This window comes from Skermanella mucosa, from assembly GCF_016765655.2.
GTDB lineage: Bacteria > Pseudomonadota > Alphaproteobacteria > Azospirillales > Azospirillaceae > Skermanella > Skermanella mucosa.
Genome location: NZ_CP086106.1, coordinates 4813773 through 4834255 on the forward strand (window position 1 = coordinate 4813773; position 20483 = coordinate 4834255).

18 protein-coding genes and 1 riboswitch are annotated in these 20483 nt (G+C 69.7%); of the genes, 7 read left to right on the forward strand and 11 right to left on the reverse strand.

The window, feature by feature from the left end:
• The 10 genes from JL100_RS22345 to JL100_RS22390 are packed head-to-tail and all read right to left on the reverse strand — an operon-like array spanning position 1 to position 8691.
• Entirely contained in the window at positions 1-480 is a 480-nt protein-coding gene (locus tag JL100_RS22345; protein ID WP_202682322.1) for a (2Fe-2S)-binding protein, read from the reverse strand.
• A complete protein-coding gene (locus JL100_RS22350) occupies positions 477-1349 on the reverse strand; it encodes an FAD binding domain-containing protein (protein WP_202682321.1) in 873 nt (290 codons plus the stop codon). Before JL100_RS22350 ends, JL100_RS22345 begins: the two co-directional genes overlap by 4 nt.
• On the reverse strand, positions 1346-1678 hold the full coding sequence (locus tag JL100_RS22355) for a Rieske (2Fe-2S) protein (RefSeq protein WP_202682320.1): 333 nt from the start codon (positions 1676-1678) through the stop codon (positions 1346-1348). Before JL100_RS22355 ends, JL100_RS22350 begins: the two co-directional genes overlap by 4 nt.
• 5 nt (positions 1679-1683) lie before the next feature.
• Positions 1684-2538, reverse strand: coding sequence for an ABC transporter permease (locus JL100_RS22360; RefSeq protein WP_202682319.1), 855 nt, complete (start codon positions 2536-2538; stop codon positions 1684-1686).
• A 7-nt stretch (positions 2539-2545) separates the two neighbouring features.
• A complete protein-coding gene (locus JL100_RS22365; protein WP_202682318.1) occupies positions 2546-3652 on the reverse strand; it encodes an ABC transporter substrate-binding protein in 1107 nt (368 codons plus the stop codon).
• Between the two features lie 41 nt (positions 3653-3693).
• Positions 3694-5019 carry an amidohydrolase/deacetylase family metallohydrolase gene (locus JL100_RS22370; protein WP_202682317.1) on the reverse strand — a complete coding sequence of 442 codons (1326 nt, stop codon included), beginning with the start codon at positions 5017-5019 and terminating at the stop codon, positions 3694-3696.
• A gap of 31 nt (positions 5020-5050) precedes the next feature.
• Positions 5051-5890, reverse strand: coding sequence for an alpha/beta fold hydrolase (locus JL100_RS22375; RefSeq protein ID WP_202682316.1), 840 nt, complete (start codon positions 5888-5890; stop codon positions 5051-5053).
• A gap of 30 nt (positions 5891-5920) precedes the next feature.
• Positions 5921-6721, reverse strand: a complete 801-nt coding sequence (locus JL100_RS22380; RefSeq protein ID WP_202682315.1) for an ABC transporter permease — start codon at positions 6719-6721, stop codon at positions 5921-5923.
• Entirely contained in the window at positions 6718-7572 is an 855-nt protein-coding gene (locus tag JL100_RS22385; RefSeq protein ID WP_228420841.1) for an ABC transporter ATP-binding protein, read from the reverse strand. Before JL100_RS22385 ends, JL100_RS22380 begins: the two co-directional genes overlap by 4 nt.
• Positions 7573-7599: 27 nt before the next feature.
• Positions 7600-8691, reverse strand: coding sequence for an ABC transporter substrate-binding protein (locus JL100_RS22390; RefSeq protein ID WP_202682314.1), 1092 nt, complete (start codon positions 8689-8691; stop codon positions 7600-7602).
• A gap of 520 nt (positions 8692-9211) precedes the next feature.
• Between JL100_RS22390 and JL100_RS22395 the strand changes: the two genes are divergently transcribed.
• From JL100_RS22395 to JL100_RS22415, 4 genes are read left to right on the forward strand one after another with little or no spacing between them, the layout of a single operon-like run.
• Positions 9212-11578: a xanthine dehydrogenase family protein molybdopterin-binding subunit gene (locus JL100_RS22395; RefSeq protein ID WP_202682313.1), complete on the forward strand. Its 2367-nt coding sequence runs from the start codon at positions 9212-9214 to the stop codon at positions 11576-11578.
• Entirely contained in the window at positions 11575-12405 is an 831-nt protein-coding gene (locus JL100_RS22400) for an FAD binding domain-containing protein (protein ID WP_202682312.1), read from the forward strand. Before JL100_RS22395 ends, JL100_RS22400 begins: the two co-directional genes overlap by 4 nt.
• Positions 12405-13541, forward strand: a complete 1137-nt coding sequence (locus JL100_RS36705; protein WP_202682311.1) for a xanthine dehydrogenase family Fe-S subunit — start codon at positions 12405-12407, stop codon at positions 13539-13541. Before JL100_RS22400 ends, JL100_RS36705 begins: the two co-directional genes overlap by 1 nt.
• On the forward strand, positions 13541-14125 hold the full coding sequence (locus JL100_RS22415) for a MarR family winged helix-turn-helix transcriptional regulator (RefSeq protein WP_228421401.1): 585 nt from the start codon (positions 13541-13543) through the stop codon (positions 14123-14125). Before JL100_RS36705 ends, JL100_RS22415 begins: the two co-directional genes overlap by 1 nt.
• 292 nt (positions 14126-14417) lie before the next feature.
• On the opposite strand, the gene JL100_RS22420 is transcribed toward JL100_RS22415, so the two are convergent.
• Entirely contained in the window at positions 14418-14990 is a 573-nt protein-coding gene (locus JL100_RS22420) for a hypothetical protein (RefSeq protein WP_228420842.1), read from the reverse strand.
• A gap of 261 nt (positions 14991-15251) precedes the next feature.
• Positions 15252-15375, forward strand: a riboswitch (guanidine-I (ykkC/yxkD leader).
• 73 nt (positions 15376-15448) lie between these two features.
• Here JL100_RS22420 and JL100_RS22425 point away from each other — a divergent pair.
• From JL100_RS22425 to uca, 3 genes are read left to right on the forward strand one after another with little or no spacing between them, the layout of a single operon-like run.
• Entirely contained in the window at positions 15449-16177 is a 729-nt protein-coding gene (locus JL100_RS22425) for an urea amidolyase associated protein UAAP1 (RefSeq protein WP_202682309.1), read from the forward strand.
• Positions 16178-16198: 21 nt separating this feature from the next.
• Positions 16199-16846 (forward strand): urea amidolyase associated protein UAAP2, encoded by a 648-nt coding sequence (locus JL100_RS22430; protein WP_202682308.1) that lies wholly within the window; start codon positions 16199-16201, stop codon positions 16844-16846.
• Between the two features lie 27 nt (positions 16847-16873).
• Positions 16874-20476, forward strand: a complete 3603-nt coding sequence (uca, locus tag JL100_RS22435; RefSeq protein WP_202682307.1) for an urea carboxylase — start codon at positions 16874-16876, stop codon at positions 20474-20476.
• Positions 20477-20483: the final 7 nt, after the last annotated feature.

Genomic DNA, 20483 nt, shown 5'->3' on the forward strand with positions numbered 1-20483 from the left:
TCAGGCTCCCTCTTCGCGGCGCAGGCGGGCCGCGGCTCGCACGGCGGAAATGATGGCGGAGTAGCCGGTGCAGCGGCAGACATTGGCCCCAAGCCAGGACCGGATGACCGCCTCGTCCGGATCGGGATCCCGGTCGAGCAGCGCCCGCACGGTCAGGATGATCCCGGCCGTACAGTAGCCGCACTGGAATCCCCGTTCCTCGACGAAGGCCCGCTGCACCGGGTCGAGGGTGCCGTCGGCGGACGCCACGCCCTCGATCGTCACGACCGCCCGCCCCGCCACCTCGAACGCGAAGGTGGAGCAGGCCGCCATCGGCGCGCCGTCCACCAGCACGGTGCAGGCGCCGCAGACGGCCTGGTCGCATCCGATCCTGCACCCGTAAAGCCCGTGCATGTCGCGCAGGACGTCCGCGAGCACCGCATTGTCCGGTGCATCCAGGGCCAGGACCCGGCCGTTCAGGATGAAGCTGGTTCCGGTCATGCCTGCGGCTCCGTCGAAGATGCTTCCAGCAGGCGCCGGATCAGGACCGGGATGACCCGGCGTCGGTAGGGGGCCGACGCCGTCCCGTCATCGACCGGGGAAGGGAGACCGGCGGCGAGTTCATCGGCCAGCGCCGCGGCATCCCGCGCCGGATCGGCGGCGGCGACGCGGTCCGGCCCCAGTTCCGCCAGAACGGGCCGCGGATGGGCGCAGGACACGGCGGCCCGCAGCCGGACCACCGCGCCACCATGGAAAGCGAGACCCAGATAGACGCAGACGGCGGGCCGGAGCGTCCGGTCGACCCGCAGTCGGGCGGTCTCGCGGGCCGGGATCTCGACCGCCCGCAGCAGGCGCGGCTCGTCCGGAACAAGGGCGGCCGCCGGAACGCGGGCATCGCCGTCCGGCCCGGCGAGAACCAGGACGGCACCCAGCGCCAGCAGCGCCGGCATGAGGTCGTACTGCCCGTTTCCGGACATGACGCTGCCGCCCACCGTGGCCTTGCTCCGGATCCGGAAATTGGCGACGGTGCCGATCAGCGCAGCGAGGTCGGGCGCGGCCTCCCGGACGACGGCGCTGTCGGCCAGGTCCTGATAGGTCGCCAAGGCCCCGACGCGCAGCACCCCGTCCTCGCACCGCGAGATCGTCCCCAGCTCGGCCAGCGCGCCGAGCGGAACCAGCCGATCCAGCGGCATGCCGCGCTTCAGGCCGTCCATCAGGTCGACGCCTCCCCCCATCCAGGCGGAACCCGGTGCCTGCCCCAGGGCGATCGCCTCGGCGACGCCGCCCGGGCGCGCCAGGACGAAGGGAGCGATCCGCTGGCGCCCACGCAGGCCGACCAGCGGGGCCGGAGGGTTCGATAGTGTGGTCAAGACGCGTCCTCCAGCATGATCCGGCCCCCCCGCTCCGCCACCGGCACGCGGACGAGCCTCTGTCCCGTACAGGGGCCGCTGACGCACACTCCGTCCTCGCGGCGGAAGAGGGCGCCGTGCGCGGTGCATCGCAGCCACCGCCGGCCAGGCGCGGTGATCCGCTCGGCGACCCAGTCCAGCATGATCCCCATGTGCGGGCAGGCGTTGACATAGGCGGCGGCGACGCCGCCGACGCGCAGCAGGATGAGCTGGCGCGCTTCCGTCCCGGCGCCGACCGCGACCAGGACCGCCCCGCCCTCCTCCACGTCGCGGCTGGCGGCGAGGTCCATGCCGCTCAGACCACGTCGCCGGACGACATCGGCGCGTCCAGCTTGCGCATGACCGCCATTTCCAGCGCGGCCACCACGCCGTACAGGATCACGCCGACCGCGCACAGCAGCAGCACGGCGGCGAAGGCGAGCGCCGTTTCCGCCGCGGAGGAGGCGAACATGATGATGTAGCCGAGCCCCGCCTGCGCGGTGACGAATTCCCCCACCACGATGCCGATCACGGCCATGGTGACGCCGACCTTCAGCCCGGCGAAGATGTAGGGCACCGCGTAGGGAAACCGCACATGGACGAAGGTTTGCCAGCGGCTCGCCGTCAGCGACCGGCACAGCCGCAAGGCCGCCGGGCTGGTCCCGGACAGGCCGGCGGCGGTGGAGACGGCCACCGGGAAGAAGGCGATGAACACCGCGAAGGCGAGCCGCGACGGCATCCCGATGCCCAGCCAGACGATGAACAGGGGGGCCAATGCCACCTTCGGTATCACCTGGAACAGCACCATGTTGGGATAGATCGCCTGCCGCATCCGCTCCGACGAGGCGATCAGGGTACCGAGCACGATGCCCAGCAGCGACGCCAGGGAGAAGCCCAGGACCGTTTCCGTCAGGGTCGGAAGGGCATGCTGCATCAGGATCGCGTAGTGCTGGGACAGGACGGCCAGGATCGCCGAAGGCGGCACGATGATCATCGATGAGACGCCCGAGAGCCGGACCGCCACTTCCCAGGCGGCGAACACGATCACGACGAAGGCGAGCGGAAGCACGACGCGGCGGATCGCCGGACCGTGCGGACGCCAGGAGATCGGGCGGGCGGGAAACACCGCCCGCCCGATCCGCCCGGCAGCCTGGCTGACATCGACCGCCATGGGGCGCTCAGGATACCAGCTTGCCGAATTCGGCGGATCGTGCCTGGACCGACTGCCACTCCGGCTGCTCCAGCTTGAACTCGCCCGCGAAATCGTTGGTGAAGACCTGCTCGACCGTCGGCCGTGTCATGCCCTCGCCGCCGGCGTAGGTCATGACCAAGTCGATCATTTCCTGGTACACGGCGGGATCGCCCCAGCCCAGCCCATGTTCCATCGCCTCCTGCCGAGCGATCGTATGGTGCGCCAGGCCCAGGCCGATCCGCACGAACTCCTTGCCGTTCTGGGTCAGCGCGATCTCCGGCACCTCGCGGGCGAAGATCTCCATCGATTCCTCAGGGTTCTTCATGGAATAGGCGACGGCCTCCATCAGCGCGTCCACGACCGCTTCCGACACGGCGGGGTCGCGTTCCAGCACCTCCGGACGGGTCACGATGGTCTGGCCGTAGGTCCGCATGCCGACCGAGCTGTAGAGCAGCCAGCGCACCGGGATGCCCTTGGACAGCATGACGGGCAGGCTGGACGAGCCGATGCCCATGATGGCGGCGACCTGCTTCTCGGTCATCGCCCGTTCCAGCACCTTGTTGTCCAGATGGACGAGCTCGACGTCGCTCATCTGCATGCCGGCCTTCTGCACGAAGGCGGGGAAGAACGGGTATTCCGCCGATCCCGGCACGGCGCCGATCTTCTTGCCGGTCAGGTCCTTCGCGGCCGTGATCGGGCTGTCCTGGAGCACGCCCACGCCCATGGTCGCGTCATAATCCACCGTCGCGATCGCCTTCAGCGGCAGGCCCTTGGCGATTGACAGGATCAGCGGGGTGGAGATCACGATGCCATAGTCGAACTGCCCGGCCGCGATGCTCTGCGCCGCCGGCAGCGAGCCGTAGCCCCGCGAGATCTCGACGTCCAGGCCGCGCCGGCTGAAGAAGCCCTTTGCCTTGGCCAGGTAGACATAGAGCGTCGTTCCCTGGGCGAGCCAGGCCAGCGTGAACTTGACCGGCTGGTTGGCCGCGAGGGCCGGGGCCGACAGCGGGCCGGCCATCGCGGCCAGCGCCGTGCCGGCGGCGGCGGATTTCAGGAGCGTCCTGCGGGAAAGCGGAGGCGTGAAGCGGGTCATGGCAATTGGCTCCTTCTGCGGTGGTCAGGCGGCTGTGGTGGTCAGGCGGCGTCGGCGAATTCGGGGATGATCGGGCTGTCGGCGCGGATGATCTCGCCGGCGCGGACCACCATCTCCGGCTTCAGGAAGCGGTCGGTCCGGACCTTGACCCCGTTGGAGTCCTCCAGCATCCAATCCCCTTCCAGGACGCGGAAGACCGACACGTCGGCGGGAGCGCCCGGGCGCAGCACGCCGATCTCTCCGGACAGGCCCAGCATGTCGGCGGAATTGGCGGTCGCCATGCGGACCAGGTCGGGCAGCCCGACGCCCAGCGCCATCAGCTCGGTCATCGCGTGCAGCATGCCGAGCGGGGTCGAATAGGGGCTGTCGTCCACCGGCGCGTCGTCCGGCGCCAGGTCGGTGTCCGAGAAGATGCCGCGGTACCAGCGCTTTTCGCCCACCAGCTTGACGTTGTAGCCGTGCTGGTCCGCCCCGATGGTGTGGGGCAGGATGCCGCCGTCCAGAACCGCCTTGGCATTGTCGAACGAGAAATGGGCGCCCCGGCCGACGTCGATCCTGACACCCATCGCCAGGGCCTCGCGCACCAGCGGATGGATGCTGCCGTCGGGCGCCACGAAGCCGCTGGGGTAGCGGGTGAAGGGATGCGCCAGGATGTCTCCGGGGTCGAGCAGCGGCACGACCTCCTCGATGATCGCCTTCGCGTCCACCGAAACGCCCGGCTTCTCCGGCCACAGGGTGCCGAGATGAACGTAGACGGGCAGCTTCAACTCGCGCGACGCCTGCTTGGCGAGCTTGAGGGACTCGACCCCCCAGCGCGAATAGCCGCCCGGCTCGGCATGGGCCTTGATGCCCTTGATCAGGTCCGGGTTGTCGGTCGCCGCCTTGACGATCGCGCCGACATTGATGCCGGTCGGACCATACAGGTCCACGTACTTGTGCCCGAGCAGGCCGCCCGCGAGATAGGCCGAGACGAAGCTCAGCACCCTCGTCTTGGACGGGTCGACGATGAAATGCCGGAAGCCGTCGATCGTCAATGCGCTGGCCCCGCCCTGGTCCACGACCGTCGCGACGCCGGAGCGCACGCCGACCATGTCGGGATTGAGGCCGAAGTCCCCGCTGACATGCTGGTAGACGTGGGCATGGGTGTCGATGATGCCGGGCGTCACGACCGATCCCTCGACCGACACGCGCCGGGCGTCCGCCGCCTCCACGCTGGGCGCGATGGCGACGATCCTGCCGCCGCCGATTCCGACATCCATGATGCCGTCGAGCCCGGCGGCCGGATCGAGCACCCGGCCGCCCGTCAGGATCAGGTCGATCCGGCCCGGCAGCGCTCCCACGGTGCCGGTCTGTGTGTTGCCTTCCATGGTGGAATCCTCCAGTTGGACCGGCGCGGCGTCAGCCTGCGGCCGGGTAATGGGTATCGAGGAAGCCCTCGAGCGCGCGGTCGAACGCGTCGGGCCGTTCGATGGGGATCATGTGCCCGGCGCCGGGTACCTCGGCATAGGCGGCCCCGGGGACCGCGGCGGCGATGTCGCGCATGCCCGCGGCCGGTGTCAGGCTGTCGGCGGAGCCGGCCAGCACCAGCGCCGGTACGCCGATGCCGCCGTGGAGCGGGGTGGCGTCGAAGCCGTAGGTCGCGCGCATCGCGTGGGCCAGCGCCTGCTGGTCCTGTCCCGCCCTCCAGGCGACGAACCGTTCAAGCTCCGCCGGATGGTCCGCGCGCCACGCTTCGGAGAAGATGCTCTCGGCGGCGACCCGGGCGGAGGCTTCGGGCCCCTCGGCCGCCTGCGCCGCGAGGCGCTTCTCCATGTTCTCGCGTCCGGCATCCGGGAAGCGTCCCGACGTGCTGACCAGGACCAGCGCCGAGACCAGGTCGGGTCGCCGGGCCGCCAGGATCTGCGCGGCCATCCCGCCCTGCGAGAACCCGACCACGCAGGCGCCGCGGACGTCCAGGCGGTCCAGCAGGGCCGCCCAGTCGGACGCGAACAGGTCTATCGAATAGGGGCCGGCCGGCTTGTCGCTGTCTCCGTGGCCGCGGGTGTCGCCCGCGATCACCTTGTACCGGGCGGACAGCCGCTCGACCTGGGGCAGCCACAGGTTCCTGTCCCAGCCCAGTCCGTGGATCAGGACGACCGGCCGTCCCGCGCCCGCGACGCAGGCGGCCAGGGCGATGTCGCCGATCGCGATCCGGTCGGCCGGCAGGCGGGCCGGAAAAGGGAACGGAACGTCGGTCATCCGACACTCTCCTTTGAAGGTGGTCGCCGGTCAGGCGAGATAGGTCCGGCGGACGATCCGCTCGGCCAGGACGACGGCGCCGAACAGCGCCAGGCCGACGATGCAGAGCATCAGCAGCGCGGAGAAGATCCCGACCGTCTCCATCCGCGACGAGGCGTAGAGGATGTAGAAGCCGAGGCCGGACCGGGACGAGATGAACTCCGCGACCACGACGCCGATGATCGCCATGGTCGAGGCGATGCGCATGCCGTTGAAGAGGTAGGGCAGCGCGAAGGGGACCCTGACCTGGAAGAAGGTCTGGACCGGGCTCGCCGCCAGCGACCGGCACAGCCGAAGCGACACCGGGTCGGTGTTGGACAGGCCCACCGTGGTCGAGATCACGACCGGGAAGAAGCTGAGGAACACCGCGAAGGCGAGGCGCGACGGCGTGTCGATCCCCAGCCAGATCACGAACATCGGCGCCAGCGCGATCTTGGGCACGAGCTGGAAGGCGACCAGGTTCGGCTGGAGCGTCTCGCGCACCACCGGAAAGGCAGCCATGAAGCCGGCTATTGTCGCCCCCGCCGCGGTCGCCAGGAGGAAGGCGGCCAGGGCCTCCAGCCCGGTGCTGCGGGCATGGTCGAGCAGCATCGGCAGGTTGGACAGGAAATGCGCGCCGATCTCGGTCGGTGCCGGCAGGATGACCCGCGGGACGTCGAACAGCGCGACCGCCGCCTGCCAGGCGACCAGCACCGCCAGCGCCGTGGCGACCGGCAGGATGACGGGGAAATTGCGGCGGAGGATCGCCGGGAGCGGTGACGGACGATCCGCCGGGGACGCGGCGACGCTCATGCTCCCCTCCGCCCGGGCTGGAGCACGGGACCGTCGCCCGCCCTTCTCCCCACGCCGCTGGCGCCCTGCCCGCTCTCGATCAGGGAGCGCAGATGGACGCAGATCTCGTTGAACTCCGGCGCGCCGACGATGTCGCGCGGCCGCGGACGGCCGAACGGGATGCGGATGTCCTCGACGATGGTCGCGGGCCGGCGGGTCATCACCAGGACCCGGTCGGCCAGCAGGACCGCCTCCCGGATGCTGTGGGTCACGAACAGCGCCGTCTTCGTGTATTGCTCCCAGATGTCGAGCAGCGCCTCCCCCATCTCGTCGCGGGTGATCGCGTCGAGGGCCGAGAACGGCTCGTCCATCAGCAGGATGTCCGGATCATAGACCAGGGCGCGGCAGATCGCGACGCGCTGGCGCATGCCGCCGGAAAGCTGGTGGGGTTTCTTGTCCTCGAAACCGTGCAATCCGACCATGTCGATCAGCGACCGCGCCCGCTCGACATACTCGGCGCGCGGGCGTTTCAGGATCCTGATCGGGAACAGGATGTTCTCCAGCACCGTCTTCCACGGCAGCAGCGAGGCGTCCTGGAACATCACGCCGATGCTCGGCCGGGGCTGGGTCATCGGCGCGCCGTCGACCTCGATCCGGCCGGAGGTCGTGCTCTCCAGCCCGCCGCACATCATCAGCAGGGTGCTCTTGCCGCAGCCGCTGGGGCCGAGGATCGCGACGAACTCGCCCCGCTCCACGCCGAAGCTGACGCCGCTGACGGCCTCGGTGCGCTCCCGCCCCGTGTCGTAGATCTTGCGGACCTGTTCGACCCGGATCGCGCGGTCCGGCGCCATCGTCTGCATGGCCGCAGTCATATCGGAAACCCCATCACTGGCAGTTCTTCACTGGAAGAAGGCGGCGAACTCGCGCGTGCCGGCGAGCGCCGTTTCGAATTCCGCCGGGGTCAGGCTTTCGCCCCCGACGAAGCGGTTGGTCATGGTCGCGTCCACGGCTGGGCGGGTGTCCCCGGCCGCCGCCAGATGCTTCATCACCAGGTCGGTCATGCTCTCGTAATCCGCAGGGACCGCGTAGCCGATCGGGTTGGAGCGCAAGACGTCGCTCATCATCGACATGCGGAAGATGCCGAGCCCGACCCTGGCCTGGGTGCGTCCCGTCGGCGTCAGCGCCGCTTCCGGCACCTGGCGGAAGAAGATGTCGAGCGCCTGGTCGGGCTGGAGCAGGCAGAACCGGATCGCCTTGGCCAAGCCCGTCACCATCGCCTGGCAGACGTCCGGCTCCTCCGCGAGGCGCTGCGGCTGGGTCATCAGCGCGTTGTTGTAGAAGCTCAGGCCGTGCTGGCTGTACAGCGTGAAGCGCGTCTTGATGCCGTTGGCGACGAAGACCGGCAGGAAGCTGACCGCGAAGCCGGAAATCGCGCCGACCTGCTTTTCGATCAGGATGCGCTGGCGCACCGCGGCATCGACCTGGACGATCTCGACCTTCGACAGGTCGAAGCCCGCGTTGGCGGCGAAGGCGGGCAGGAACGGGTATTCCCCCGACGTGGTCGTGGCGCCCAGCCGGTTGCCCTCCAGCCCCCGCAGGCTGGTGATGGGCGAATCCTCGAGGAAGCAGACGCCCATCGTGGAGTCATAGCCGCAATTCATCAGCTGGACGACCGGCAGGCCCTTCGCCGACTGCTGGATGCCGGCCGACGCGGCGGCGAGCCCGAAGTCGAACTGGCGGTTCCCGACCGCCTGCGACGCGGCGAGGGAGCCGTAGCCGCGGGCGATCTCGACCTCCAGTCCGCCCTCCGCCCAGTAGCCGTTGGCCTTCGCGACATAGGCGAACAGGTTCCCGCCCTCGGCGACCCAGGGCAGGGTCAGCGAGACCTTGCGCGTCGCCGCGCCGGATCGACGGGGAATGAATGCGGAAGTCGCAGCAATGGCGCCGAAAACCTTCAGTACATCCCGCCTGTTTGAAGTAAATCCGCGCACATCGCACCTCGCTTCGTCTATTTTCTTTCGGGTCGGATCGGGCCTTTTCCAGCCGGGAAAGGTCATCGTTCAAGTCGATACCGTCGAGGACCAGCCGACCACGTACCCGGCCAGACCTTGCATGGCGTCCGATTTGTCCATGGCGGACGGTGTCGCAATCACCGTGCCAGACGCCTTGACCCGCATCGTTGCTCGATTTCCCCGATCCGGACTCAGCCGGAACCGATACTTTGCGCCTTTACAATGTGCAGCTTTTCGCCGCATGCGTCGGTAGGTCGCGGCTGGTGACGGTCGAAAATCGAGATATCCCAGTATTCACAAGCCTGTTCCCGGCGTTGCCGGCTGGTCGAATTCTGCGCACGCCATGCTCATCCCGAAGGCATTCATCAGCATACTGAGTATTTTCCTGCCGATGCGGACCCTGGGCGTTCCAGCAGCGGCGCGCCTCCATCGCCGCGGGCCCGTTGGCACGCCTGTTGCGTTGTTCCGCCCCGTTCGCGATGCAATCAGGGACGGCGACATGGCTGGCAAGGGAACGGATTACGGAGTGGGCGCGTCGATCACGCGCCTGGAGGACGATCGCTACCTGCGGGGACGGGGCCGCTACGTGGCGGACATCCGGATGCCCGGCATGCTGGACATCACCTTCGTCCGCAGCCCCGTAGCCCATGGCCGCATCCGCTCGATCGCCAAGCCGGCGGACGGCGCGGAGGATGTCTTCGTCGCGGCCGACCTGAACGGCGTGACGGGCATCCGGGCGGATTCCGGGCTGCGTGGCTTCAGGAGTTCGGTCCAGCCGATCCTGGCCGCCGACAAGGTGCGGCACGTCGGCGAGCCGATCGCCGCCTGCGTGGCCTCCACCCGCGCCCTGGCGGAGGACCTGGCCGAGGCCGTAGCGGTCGAGTTCGATGAACTGCCCGCCGTGTCCGAGATGACCCGTGCCCGCGCCGCCGACGCGCCGCTGCTTCACGCCGATTGGGACGAGAACGTCTTCCTCGAGACGGCCGTGGATACTGGCTTCGACGCGGCGATCCGGGGAGCCGCGGCGGTAGTCCGGCGGACCTGCCGGACGGCCCGGCAATGCATGGCGCCGATCGAGGGGCGCGGCGTGGTGGCGGTCTGGGACAACCACGCGGAACAGCTCGTCCTGTATACCGCGACGCAGATGCCGCACATCGTGCGGACCGGCCTGTCCGCCTCGCTCGGCCTCGACCAGTCCCGCATCCGCATCGTCGCTCCCGACGTCGGCGGTGGCTTCGGCTACAAGGGCGTGCTGCTGACCGAGGAGGTCTGCGCCGCCTGGCTCGCCTTGAAGCTGCGGCGCCCGGTCCGCTGGATCGAGGACCGGCGGGAGCACCTGACGGGGGGCGCCAACTGCCGCGAGCACCACTACGAGATCACCGGCTACGCCGCCGCCGACGGCCGGCTGCTGGCGGTCGATTGCGAGGCGATCGTCGATTCCGGCGCCTACTCGATCTATCCGTTCTCGGCCTGCCTGGAGGCGGCGCAGGTCGCCAGCATCCTGCCCGGTCCCTATCGCATGGACGGCTATCGCTGCCGCACCTGGTCGGTCGCGACCAACAAGCCGCCCATCCTGCCCTATCGCGGCGTCGCGCGTACCGGCGTCTGCTTCGCGATGGAGCTTCTGATGGACGGGCTGGCGGAGGAACTGGGCATCGAACCGTGGGAAATCCGGCGGCGCAACCTGGTCGAACCGTCGGAAATGCCCTTCACCAACATCACCAACAAGTATTTCGACAGCGGCGACTATCCCGAGGCGCTGCGCCGCGCGGTCGAGGCGATCGACGTGTCCGCCGTCCGGCAGCGGCAGAAGATGGAGGGCGACGACCGCTACCGGATCGGCGTCGGACTCTCGGTTTTCTGCGAGCAGGGCGCCCACGGCACCTCGGTCTACCATGGCTGGGGCATTCCCATGGTGCCTGGGTTCGAACAGGCGACGGCCCGCCTGACCCCGGACGGCGGCCTGGAGGTGCGCGTCGGCGTTCACAGCCACGGCCAGGGCCTGGAGACGACGCTGGCCCAGATCGCCTACGAGGAGTTGGGAATCAGGCCCGACGCGGTCCGCGTCGTCCATGGCGACACGGCGCTGACCCCCTACTCCACGGGCACCTGGGGATCCCGCTGCATCGTGATGGCGGGCGGCGCCGTCGCCGCCGCGTCGGCCAAGCTCGCCGACCGCATCCGCCACATCGCGGCACACCTGCTCCAGGCGTCTCCCGACGACGTCGTGCTGACGGACGGCGTGGCGCGTGCGGGGGCCGGCGAGATCCCGCTGCGCGAGATCGCGCGCCTGTGGTACCTGGCGCCCCAGCATCTGCCGCCCGACGTCGATCCCGGCGGCCTGGAGGTGACCCAGGGCTATCGGACGGTCCGCGACACCGGCACCTTCTCCTATGCGTGCCATGCCGTCACCGTCCGGGTCGATCTGGCGCTCGGCGAAGTCAGGCTGCTCGACTATGTCATCGTCGAGGACGGCGGCACGCTGATCAACCCGATGGTGGTGGACGGGCAGGTCCTGGGCGGCGCGGCGCAGGGCATCGGCACCGCCCTGTTCGAGGAAATGCGCTTCGACGCCGACGGCCAGCCGATGGCGGCCACCCTCGCCGACTATCACCTGCCGGGCGCCGCCGAGGTTCCGGCGATCCGCATCCTCCACATGGAGACGCCGTCGCCGCTCAGCCGGTACGGCCAGAAGGGGATCGGGGAGAGCGGCGCGATCGGCCCGCCCGCCGCCATCGCCAACGCGGTCAACGACGCGCTGCGGCCGCTCGGCGCCCGCGTCGCGGAACTGCCGATCACGCCGGAACGGGTGCTGGCGGCCCTCGACGCCGCGGAGCGCAAGGCCCGCCTGGGAGAAGCGGCATGAAGCCCGCGCCCTTCGACCTGACTACGGCCCGTGACGCCGCCGAAGCCGCGGCCCTGACCGGGGATGGGTCGCCGGAGGCCCGGATCGTCGCTGGCGGCCAGTCGCTCGGACCGATGCTGAACCTGCGGCTGGCCCGCCCGGCGCACCTGGTCGACATCTCCCGGGCCGCCGACCTGCGCGCCGTGACCGACGAGGGCGACCGCCTCCTCTACGGCGCCGCGGTCACCCATGCCGAGATCGAGGACGGGGCCGTCCCCGACGCCACCGGCGGCTGGCTGCGGGAGATCGCCGGACGCATCGCCTACCGGGCGGTCCGCAACCGCGGGACCCTGGGAGGCAGCCTCGTCCATGCCGACCCTGCGGCCGACTGGGTGGTCACCCTGACCGCCCTGGGAGCCGAAGCGGTGGTCGCGGACCCGGCCGGCGCCGTCCGGGTGGAACCGCTGGCGACCTTCATCGCCGGCCCCTTCGCGACGACGCTCCGCCGGGGCGAGATCCTGACCGGCGTCCGCATCGCAAAGCGCGGCCCGCAGGCGCGCTGGGGCTATTGGAAGTTCACCCGGAAGGTGGGCGAGTTCGCCAAGGCCAGCGCCGCCGTGCTGATCGACGACCGGACCGGGGAAGTCCGGCTGGTGGCCGGCGCGATCGAGCGGCCGCCGATCCTGCTGCCCGACGCCGGCGCCGTGCTTTCCGGAACCCTGTCCGCCGAGGAAGCCTTGCGGCGCGCCCTGCCCGACCGGCCCGCCCGCACGCTCGCCCTTCACGCCGTCGCCCTGCGCGAGGCCATCGACATCGCGGCCGGCCGGCCGCACCGGGGAGCAGCCTGATGAACGCCGTCACCCTGCGCGTCAACGACCGGACCGTCTCGGCCGAAGTCGAGCCGCGCACCCATCTCGCCGATTTCCTGCGCGAGGACCAGTTGCTGACCGGCACCCACGTGGGCTGCGAGCACGGGGTCTGCGGCGCCTGCACCTTGATGGTGGACGGGCGCCCGGTCCGGTCCTGCCTGACCTTCGCCGCGTCCTGCGCGGACGCGGAGGTCCGGACGATCGAGAGTTTCGACGAAGACCCCCTGATGGGGCGGCTGCGCGCCGCCTTCTCGCGCCGCCACGCGCTCCAATGCGGCTTCTGCACGCCCGGAATGCTGGTCACCGCCTACGACATCGTCCGCCGCCTGCCCGACGCCGACGAGGTTCGCATCCGCGAGGAACTGGCCGGCAACCTGTGCCGATGCACGGGCTACGCCGGCATCGTGGAGGCGATCCGGGACGTCCTGGCCGACCCCGTCCCGGCGGCGGTCCAGCCGATCCCCCGGACCGGACCGGAACCCCGGACGGTCGCCTCCGGGCGGACGCGGGCGGATCCCCCGGTGGCTCCCGATCCGGCATCCCGATTCCCCGATCCTTTCGGTGCGATCGAGGACGGCGTCACGCTCGGACGCTCGATCCCGTTCGACCTGCCGCCGGACCGCCTTTGGGAACTGGTCAAGCGGATCGACGCGGTGGTCGCCTGCCTGCCCGGAGCGAAGCTGGCCGGACCGCCGGAAGGAGACGTGCTGGACGGCACCTTCATGGTCGCGATCGGCCCCATCCGCGCCACGTTCGCCGGCAAGGCGGCCGTCGGCTTCGACGAGGCCGCCCGATCCGGCACCGTCCGGGGGCGCGGCGGCGACACGCGCAGCCGGTCGTCGGCCGACGGCGCGATGGATTTCCGCGTCGTGCCGGACGGCTCCGGCGGCAGCCGGGTCGAGGTGGAGTTGACCTACCGGCTGAAAGGACCGCTGGCGCAGTTCGGCCGGCCGGCGATCGTTTCCGGCGTGATCGACCGGCTCCTGTCGGACTTCGCCGCCAACTTCTCGGCACTCGCCCGGGGAGAGCCCGCCGCCGCCGCGGCCCCTGCCGGCGGCATCGGGCTGGTCCTGGGCGCCCTGCTGGCGCGACTCAGGAAGACGATCGGGTGGTGATGGTGCGGCCGGCTCCCATGGCCTATGGTGCGGCTCCCGACGAGCAGGCCGATTACATGTCACCACCCGCCGACACCTCCGCCCCCATGGCCGACCAGAGCGACACACCGGAGCCACCCGACCGCTGGCGCTCGCTGCCGATCTTCGAGCGGCCGGGCTTCCTGATCAGACGCCTCCACCAGATCCATGTCGCCCTGTTCGCGGAGGAATGCGCCGGGGAAAACATGACGCCCGTCCAGTACAGCGTCCTGACGGCGCTCGACCATCTGGGCACGGCCGACCAGACGGCGCTGGCGCAGGCCGTCGGACTGGACCGGACGAACATCGCCGACGTGCTCGCCCGCCTCAGCAAGCGCGGCCTGATCGATCGCCGGATCGCCCCCGACGACCGGCGCATGAGGCTGGCGACACTCACCGACGCCGGCCGGCTGACGCTGGATCGGCTGGCAGAGGGGGCGAGCCGGGCTCATCTGCGCACCATCGATGCCCTGCCGCCTCAGGAGCGGCAGGCATTCATCGACACCCTGAAGCGTCTGGTCGACGCCAACAATGACGTCGGACGCGCTCCGTTGCGGCTGAGTTGACGAGGAACCATTGGGTCGGCGGACTCCCGGCGGCCATTTCACGTCGCGTCCGGCCCGCGTGCCGCCAACATCTTCGGCGCGGAGTTCATACCGGCTAACCGCCCCTGCACGTAACTCCGAGTGCCGCGTTGGCCGCGACCTCGGCCGGCTTCGGACGGGTACCGACGGTCGGTACTTCAGTATCTTGAAGTGCGCCTTGGAGAACGGATGGTCGTTCGACTGTTGCGGGTTGAGGCCGATGGCCAGCAGTTCCGGCTTGGTATAGACCGGATGCCGGCGCTGCCGTCGGCGCTCACGGACCCCATCGTTGGCGGCCAGAAGGCGGTACACGGGGCGCATCGAGCACAGGTATCGCCCTTTGTCGAGCAGCGTGGCGAAGACCTGGGCCAGGGCGGCATCGACGAAGCGCTTGCCGTGCAGCAGGCCCAGAACCTGACGGCACTCGGTCCTGCTCAGCGCGCGCGGAGGAGAGGGCCGGCGCACCGGCGGGACCGGCGGCCCGACCCAGGGCCGCCTGCTCGATGGCGGTCATCACCTGTGCTCGCCGGAATCGGTCGAGCCGATCGAATTCTTCAGCAATTGAGCGAATTTTTCGGAACTCGATGACCGCCTCGGCACGGGTGAGCTGGTCGCGCAGGTAAGCGATCTCCCACTCCAGGCGCACCAAATCGTTCTTGTGAGGATTGGCCGGCGCGCTGCTTGATTCAGATCCGGCCGGCATCGATCCGCGCAGCGTGCCGGCGTCGCTTTGTCGGCGCCACCAGCCGACATTGGACGAGTATGGACCTTCGCGACGCAGGATGGCACCGACATCACCGAAATGGGCGCGATCGATCTCGTTCAGGATGCGCATTTTGTAGGCCATTGCAGGACCTGTGGCTGGCCTGTGACGCTCAATCGCCGATGATACGTCCTATTTCCAAGAAGGCCGTTTCTTTGAGCCGCGACTACCATGGAAAACTGCACTAAAATCAGCCACTTCAGATTCAACGAAGATCGATTGCTTAAAACTTCGCCAGCCCTGGTGCCCGTGTGTGCAGATTCTTACCCCTGCCCGCTACGGGCCGCCGCGCGGCTCCCGCATTTCCGGGTGTTCGGCGCTTGGCACGCCGCTTGCGAGCTTCTTGGTCTCAGCAGCTAGGGTTCCGGCCGGAATGGGGTCAAATCCCCTCCGGTGTTACTGGTCCGAGAGCAGCGACCCGTCCGGTGAACAGCGGACGGGCACACGGCGGGACAAAAGCCCGGGAGGTCTCAAACACGGAGGATGTTGCTCCGATGGGACGTCCCATTGCCCGGCACTCCTCCCATGACTGAGGTGTGGCTATGGCGACCGTTAGCTCCGACCTGTTGTATCAAGACGAAATCGATGGCGGCAAACATTGGTCGCTCACGCTCCGGCGCCGCACGATCCTGCGCCTGATCGACCGGGAGGGCGGCGCCAATGTCGGCATGCTGTTCTACAATCCCGCCAACCTGCTGGAGCGCTACAACGCGCCCGATACGCTGAAGTGCCAGCACACCTTTAAGCTGACCGCCGGACACTGCCTCTATTCCGACATGGGGCGGGTCTTTTGCTCCATCGTCGAGGACACCGCCGGCTGGCACGACACCGTCTGCGGCAATTCCACCAAGTCCCTGGTGGCGGAGCGATGGGGTCGCAGGAGCTACCAGGAATACCGCAACGACTGGACCCAGAACGGCCATGACAGCTTCCTGGTCGAGGCGGCCAAGTACGGCCTGGGCCGGCGCGACCTGGCGGCCAATGTCAATTGGTTCAGCAAGGTCCGCACCGAACGGGACGGCACGCTGGCGTTCGATCCCGAAGCTGGCCGCGCGGGAGTCCACGTGGACCTGCGGTTCGACATGGACACGCTGGTGCTGTTCCACACCTGCCCGCACCCCATGAACCCGGCGGCGGAATATCCGCGCAAGCCCGTCTCCTACGAACTCTATCGCGGCGATCCGGCGGCGGAGGACGATCCCTGCCGCACCAGCCGCCCCGAGAACGGACGCGGCTTCGCGAACAACCACCTCTACCACCTGTGCGGCTGACCGGAACCGGGACCTGGAACAATGACGAAACAGAGCAGCCTCTCCCTCGAGACCGCCGTCTACCGCAAGACTGTCCCCGCCGGCGACTACTGGATTCACGTGGTCAAGGCCGGCCAGATCTTCCGCATCGTCGACCTGGAGGGCAACCAGGCGGCCGATACCCTCTTCTACAACGCCGCCGACCCGGCCGAGCGCTACAGCGCGGTCGATACCATCCGGGAGCAGCGCAACGTCTATCTCGGCGTCGGCACCCGGCTGATGTCCACGGCCGGCAATCCCATGCTGGAGATCGTCGCCGACACGGTCGGCCGCCACGACACGCTGGGCGGAGCCTGCTCGACCGAGTCCAACACCGTCCGCTACGCGCTGGAGAAGAAGTGCATGCATGCCTGCCGCGACAGCTACCTGCTGGCGGTGGCCGAGCACGAGGAGTTCGGGCTGACCAAGCGGGACATCACCCACAACATCAACTTCTTCATGAACGTGCCGGTCACCCCGGAAGGCGGGCTGACCTTCGCCGACGGCCTCAGCGGGCCGGGCCAGTATGTGGAAATGCGGGCCTGCATGGACGTGATCGTCCTGATCTCCAACTGCCCGCAGCTCAACAATCCCTGCAACGCCTACGACCCGACGCCGATCGAAGTGGTGGTCTGGGACGCGGCGGCATAACGGCGGCCCACCGCACGGATAATCATCATGTTCAGCAAAGTCTTGATCGCCAACCGCGGCGAGATCGCCTGCCGCGTCATCCGCACGCTCGACCGCATGGGCATCGCCTCGGTCGCGGTACATTCCGAGGCCGACGCCCACTCCCTGCACGTGGCGATGGCGGGCGAGGCGGTCTGCATCGGCCCGGCCGCGGTGTCGGAAAGCTATCTCGACGCCGGCCGCATCCTGGAGGCGGCCCGGGCGACCGGCGCGCAAGCGATCCACCCCGGCTACGGCTTCCTGTCGGAGAACCCGGGCTTCGCCGAGGCCTGCGCCGAGGCCGGCATCGTCTTCATCGGCCCGACGCCGGACCAGATGCGGGCCTTCGGCCTGAAGCACACCGCCCGCCGGCTGGCGACGGAGAGCGGCGTGCCGCTGTCGCCCGGCAGCGGGCTGCTGGCCGACGCCGGGGAGGCGCTGGAGGCCGCGTCGCGCATCGGCTATCCCGTGATGATCAAGAGCACGGCCGGCGGCGGCGGCATCGGCATGCAGCTCTGCCGCGAGCCGTCGGAGCTGGCCGGGATGTTCGAGGCGGTGTCGCGGCTGTCGCGCAACAACTTCAAGGAATCCGGCGTCTACCTGGAGAAGTTCGTCGAGCGCGCGCGCCATATCGAGGTGCAGATCTTCGGCGACGGCCGGGGCACCGTGGTGGCCCTGGGCGAGCGCGACTGCTCGGCCCAGCGGCGGAACCAGAAGGTGATCGAGGAGACGCCGGCGCCCCATCTGTCCGACGCGCAGCGCCAAGCCCTGTTCGACGCGGCGGAGCGGCTGGGCAGGGCGGTCGGCTACCGGTCCGCCGGGACGGTCGAGTTCATCCACGACGCGGCGGCCGGGCAGTTCTATTTCCTGGAGGTGAACACCCGGCTCCAGGTCGAGCACGGCGTGACGGAGGAGGTGACCGGCGTCGACCTGGTGGAGTGGATGATCCGCGAGGCCGCCGGGGAGGCGCTCCCGCTGGCGGAACACGCCCGGCGGGCCGAAGGCGCCTCCATCCAGGTGCGGGTCTATGCCGAGGACCCCGGCCGCGCCTTCCGCCCGTCGGCGGGCATCCTGACCCGCGCGAAGTTCCCCGGGGACGCCCGGGTGGAGACCTGGGTCGAGCGCGGCACCGAGGTGACGCCGTTCTACGACCCTCTGCTGGCCAAGATCATCGTGCGCGGCAACGACCGCGCCGAGGCCATCGCGAAGCTGCGGGCGGCGCTGGACGAATGCCGGCTCGACGGGATCGAGACCAACCTGAGCTATCTGCGCCAGCTCGCCGCCGACCCGGCTTTCGCGGAAGGGGGCTTCACCACCCGGTACCTGGAGACCGTGGCCTACCGGGCGCGTTCCATCGAGGTGGTGGCGCCCGGCACGCTGACCAGCGTCCAGGACTATCCCGGCCGGGTCGGATACTGGGAGGTCGGCGTGCCGCCGTCCGGCCCCATGGACCCGCTGGCCTTCCGGCTGGGCAACCGGCTGCTGGGCAACCCGGAGGGAACCGCCGGGCTGGAACTGACGGTTTCCGGGCCGACGCTGAAGTTCAACACGGACGCGCTGGTCTGCCTGGCCGGGGCCGCCATGCCGGCGACCCTCGACGGCGCCGCCGTGCCATTCTGGCGGCCGGTCGCCGTGCCCGCCGGCTCGACGCTCCGCATCGCGGCGGCGACCGGCGCGGGATGCAGGGCCTATCTGCTGATCCGGGGCGGCATCGACGTGCCCGAATATCTGGGCAGCCGGTCCACCTTCACGCTGGGCAGGTTCGGCGGCCATGGCGGGCGGGCGCTGATGCCCGGCGACGTGCTCCATATGGGGGACGAGGGGGTCGGGGAAACCGGGACGATCCATCCGGCCCTGGTGCCGGACTACGGCCATGCCTGGGAAATCGGCGTGCTGTACGGCCCGCACGGAGCGCCGGACTTCTTCACCGAAACCGACATCGCGACCTTCTTCGCCGCGGACTGGGAGGTCCATTACAACTCCAGCCGCACCGGCGTGCGCCTGATCGGCCCCAAGCCGGACTGGGCGCGCAAGGACGGCGGGGAGGCGGGCCTGCACCCCTCCAACATCCACGACAACGCCTATGCGGTCGGCACCGTCGATTTCACCGGCGACATGCCGGTGATCCTGGGGCCGGACGGGCCGAGCCTGGGCGGCTTCGTCTGCCCGGCCACCATCGTGCAGGCCGAGCTGTGGAAGATCGGCCAGCTGCGGCCGGGCGACAAGGTCCGCTTCCGCCGGCTTACCGCCGCCGAGGCGGCCGCCCTGGAGGACACGCAGGACGCCGCGGTCGCGACGCTTCGGCCGGCCGACCGGGCCACCCTGCCGCCCCGGCGGGGCACCGGGCCGGACGAGGCGGTGCTGCACCGGCTTCCCGCCGTTCCGGGCGGGGAGGACGTGGTCTATCGCCGGTCCGGCGACCGCTACCTGCTGGTGGAATACGGCCCGCCGGTGCTGGACCTGACCCTGCGGTTCCGGGTTCATGCGCTCCAGCGGCATCTGGAAGGCCTCGGGTTGGCAGGCATCCTGGACCTGACGCCGGGCATCCGTTCGCTCCAGGTCCACTACGACAGCCGGGTGCTGGCGCTCGAGGGCCTGCTGGACCGGCTGGTCGCGGCGGAGCGGGAGCTTCCCGCGATCGACGACCTGGAGGTTCCGACCCGGATCGTCCACCTGCCGCTGTCGTGGGACGACGAGGCGACCCGGCTCGCCATCTCCAAATACATGCAGTCGGTCCGGGCCGACGCGCCCTGGTGCCCGAGCAACATCGAGTTCATCCGCCGCATCAACGGGCTGGACGGTGTCGAGGCGGTCAAGGAGATCCTGTTCGGCGCCAGCTACCTGGTCATGGGGCTGGGCGACGTCTATCTCGGGGCTCCGGTCGCCACCCCGGTCGATCCGCGCCACCGGCTGGTCACCACCAAGTACAACCCCGCCCGCACCTGGACGCCGGAGAACGCGGTCGGCATCGGCGGCGCCTATCTGTGCGTCTACGGGATGGAGGGGCCGGGCGGCTACCAGTTCGTCGGCCGCACCTGCCAGATGTGGAACACCTACCGGACCACGGCCGAGTTCCCCCCGGGCAAGTCCTGGCTGCTGCGCCATTTCGACCAGATCCGCTTCCACCCGGTCACCCACGACGAACTGCTGGCGTTCCGGGCGGATTTCCTCCAGGGACGGGCGTCGCTCAGGATCACCGAGGAGACCTTCCGCCTGCGCGACTACCGGCGCTTCCTGGCGGAGAACCGGGACTCGATCGAGGCCTTCAAGGCCCGGCAGCAGGCCGCCTTCGAGGAGGAGCGCGCCCGGTGGGAGGCGTCGGGCCAGGCCGTCGCGGCGGAGGTGATCGACCCCGGCCCCATCCCCGGGCACGCCGACATGCCCGACGGGGGCGAGGCCATAGCCAGCCCGGTGTCGGGAAGCATCTGGAAGGTGGCCGGAGCGGCCGGGACCACCGTCAAGGCCGGCGACGTCCTGGTCATCGTCGAATCCATGAAGATGGAGATCGCGGTCCCCGCCCCCGCCGACGGCACCCTGGTCGAGATCCGGTGCGCCGAGGGGCAGGCCGTCTCGCTGGGCCAGCCGCTCGCCGTCTTCCTTCCCGCCGCATGAACCCCGC

Coding starts and splice junctions, on each gene's coding strand:
- JL100_RS22345 (WP_202682322.1), bottom strand. CDS start 480: ATGACCGGAACCAGCTTCATCCTGAACGGCCGGGTCCTGGCCCTGGAT.
- JL100_RS22355 (WP_202682320.1), bottom strand. CDS start 1,678: ATGGACCTCGCCGCCAGCCGCGACGTGGAGGAGGGCGGGGCGGTCCTG.
- JL100_RS22360 (WP_202682319.1), bottom strand. CDS start 2,538: ATGGCGGTCGATGTCAGCCAGGCTGCCGGGCGGATCGGGCGGGCGGTG.
- JL100_RS22365 (WP_202682318.1), bottom strand. CDS start 3,652: ATGACCCGCTTCACGCCTCCGCTTTCCCGCAGGACGCTCCTGAAATCC.
- JL100_RS22370 (WP_202682317.1), bottom strand. CDS start 5,019: ATGGAAGGCAACACACAGACCGGCACCGTGGGAGCGCTGCCGGGCCGG.
- JL100_RS22375 (WP_202682316.1), bottom strand. CDS start 5,890: ATGACCGACGTTCCGTTCCCTTTTCCGGCCCGCCTGCCGGCCGACCGG.
- JL100_RS22380 (WP_202682315.1), bottom strand. CDS start 6,721: ATGAGCGTCGCCGCGTCCCCGGCGGATCGTCCGTCACCGCTCCCGGCG.
- JL100_RS22385 (WP_228420841.1), bottom strand. CDS start 7,572: ATGACTGCGGCCATGCAGACGATGGCGCCGGACCGCGCGATCCGGGTC.
- JL100_RS22395 (WP_202682313.1), top strand. CDS start 9,212: ATGGCTGGCAAGGGAACGGATTACGGAGTGGGCGCGTCGATCACGCGC.
- JL100_RS22400 (WP_202682312.1), top strand. CDS start 11,575: ATGAAGCCCGCGCCCTTCGACCTGACTACGGCCCGTGACGCCGCCGAA.
- JL100_RS36705 (WP_202682311.1), top strand. CDS start 12,405: ATGAACGCCGTCACCCTGCGCGTCAACGACCGGACCGTCTCGGCCGAA.
- JL100_RS22415 (WP_228421401.1), top strand. CDS start 13,541: ATGGTGCGGCCGGCTCCCATGGCCTATGGTGCGGCTCCCGACGAGCAG.
- JL100_RS22420 (WP_228420842.1), bottom strand. CDS start 14,990: ATGGCCTACAAAATGCGCATCCTGAACGAGATCGATCGCGCCCATTTC.
- JL100_RS22425 (WP_202682309.1), top strand. CDS start 15,449: ATGGCGACCGTTAGCTCCGACCTGTTGTATCAAGACGAAATCGATGGC.
- JL100_RS22430 (WP_202682308.1), top strand. CDS start 16,199: ATGACGAAACAGAGCAGCCTCTCCCTCGAGACCGCCGTCTACCGCAAG.
- uca (WP_202682307.1), top strand. CDS start 16,874: ATGTTCAGCAAAGTCTTGATCGCCAACCGCGGCGAGATCGCCTGCCGC.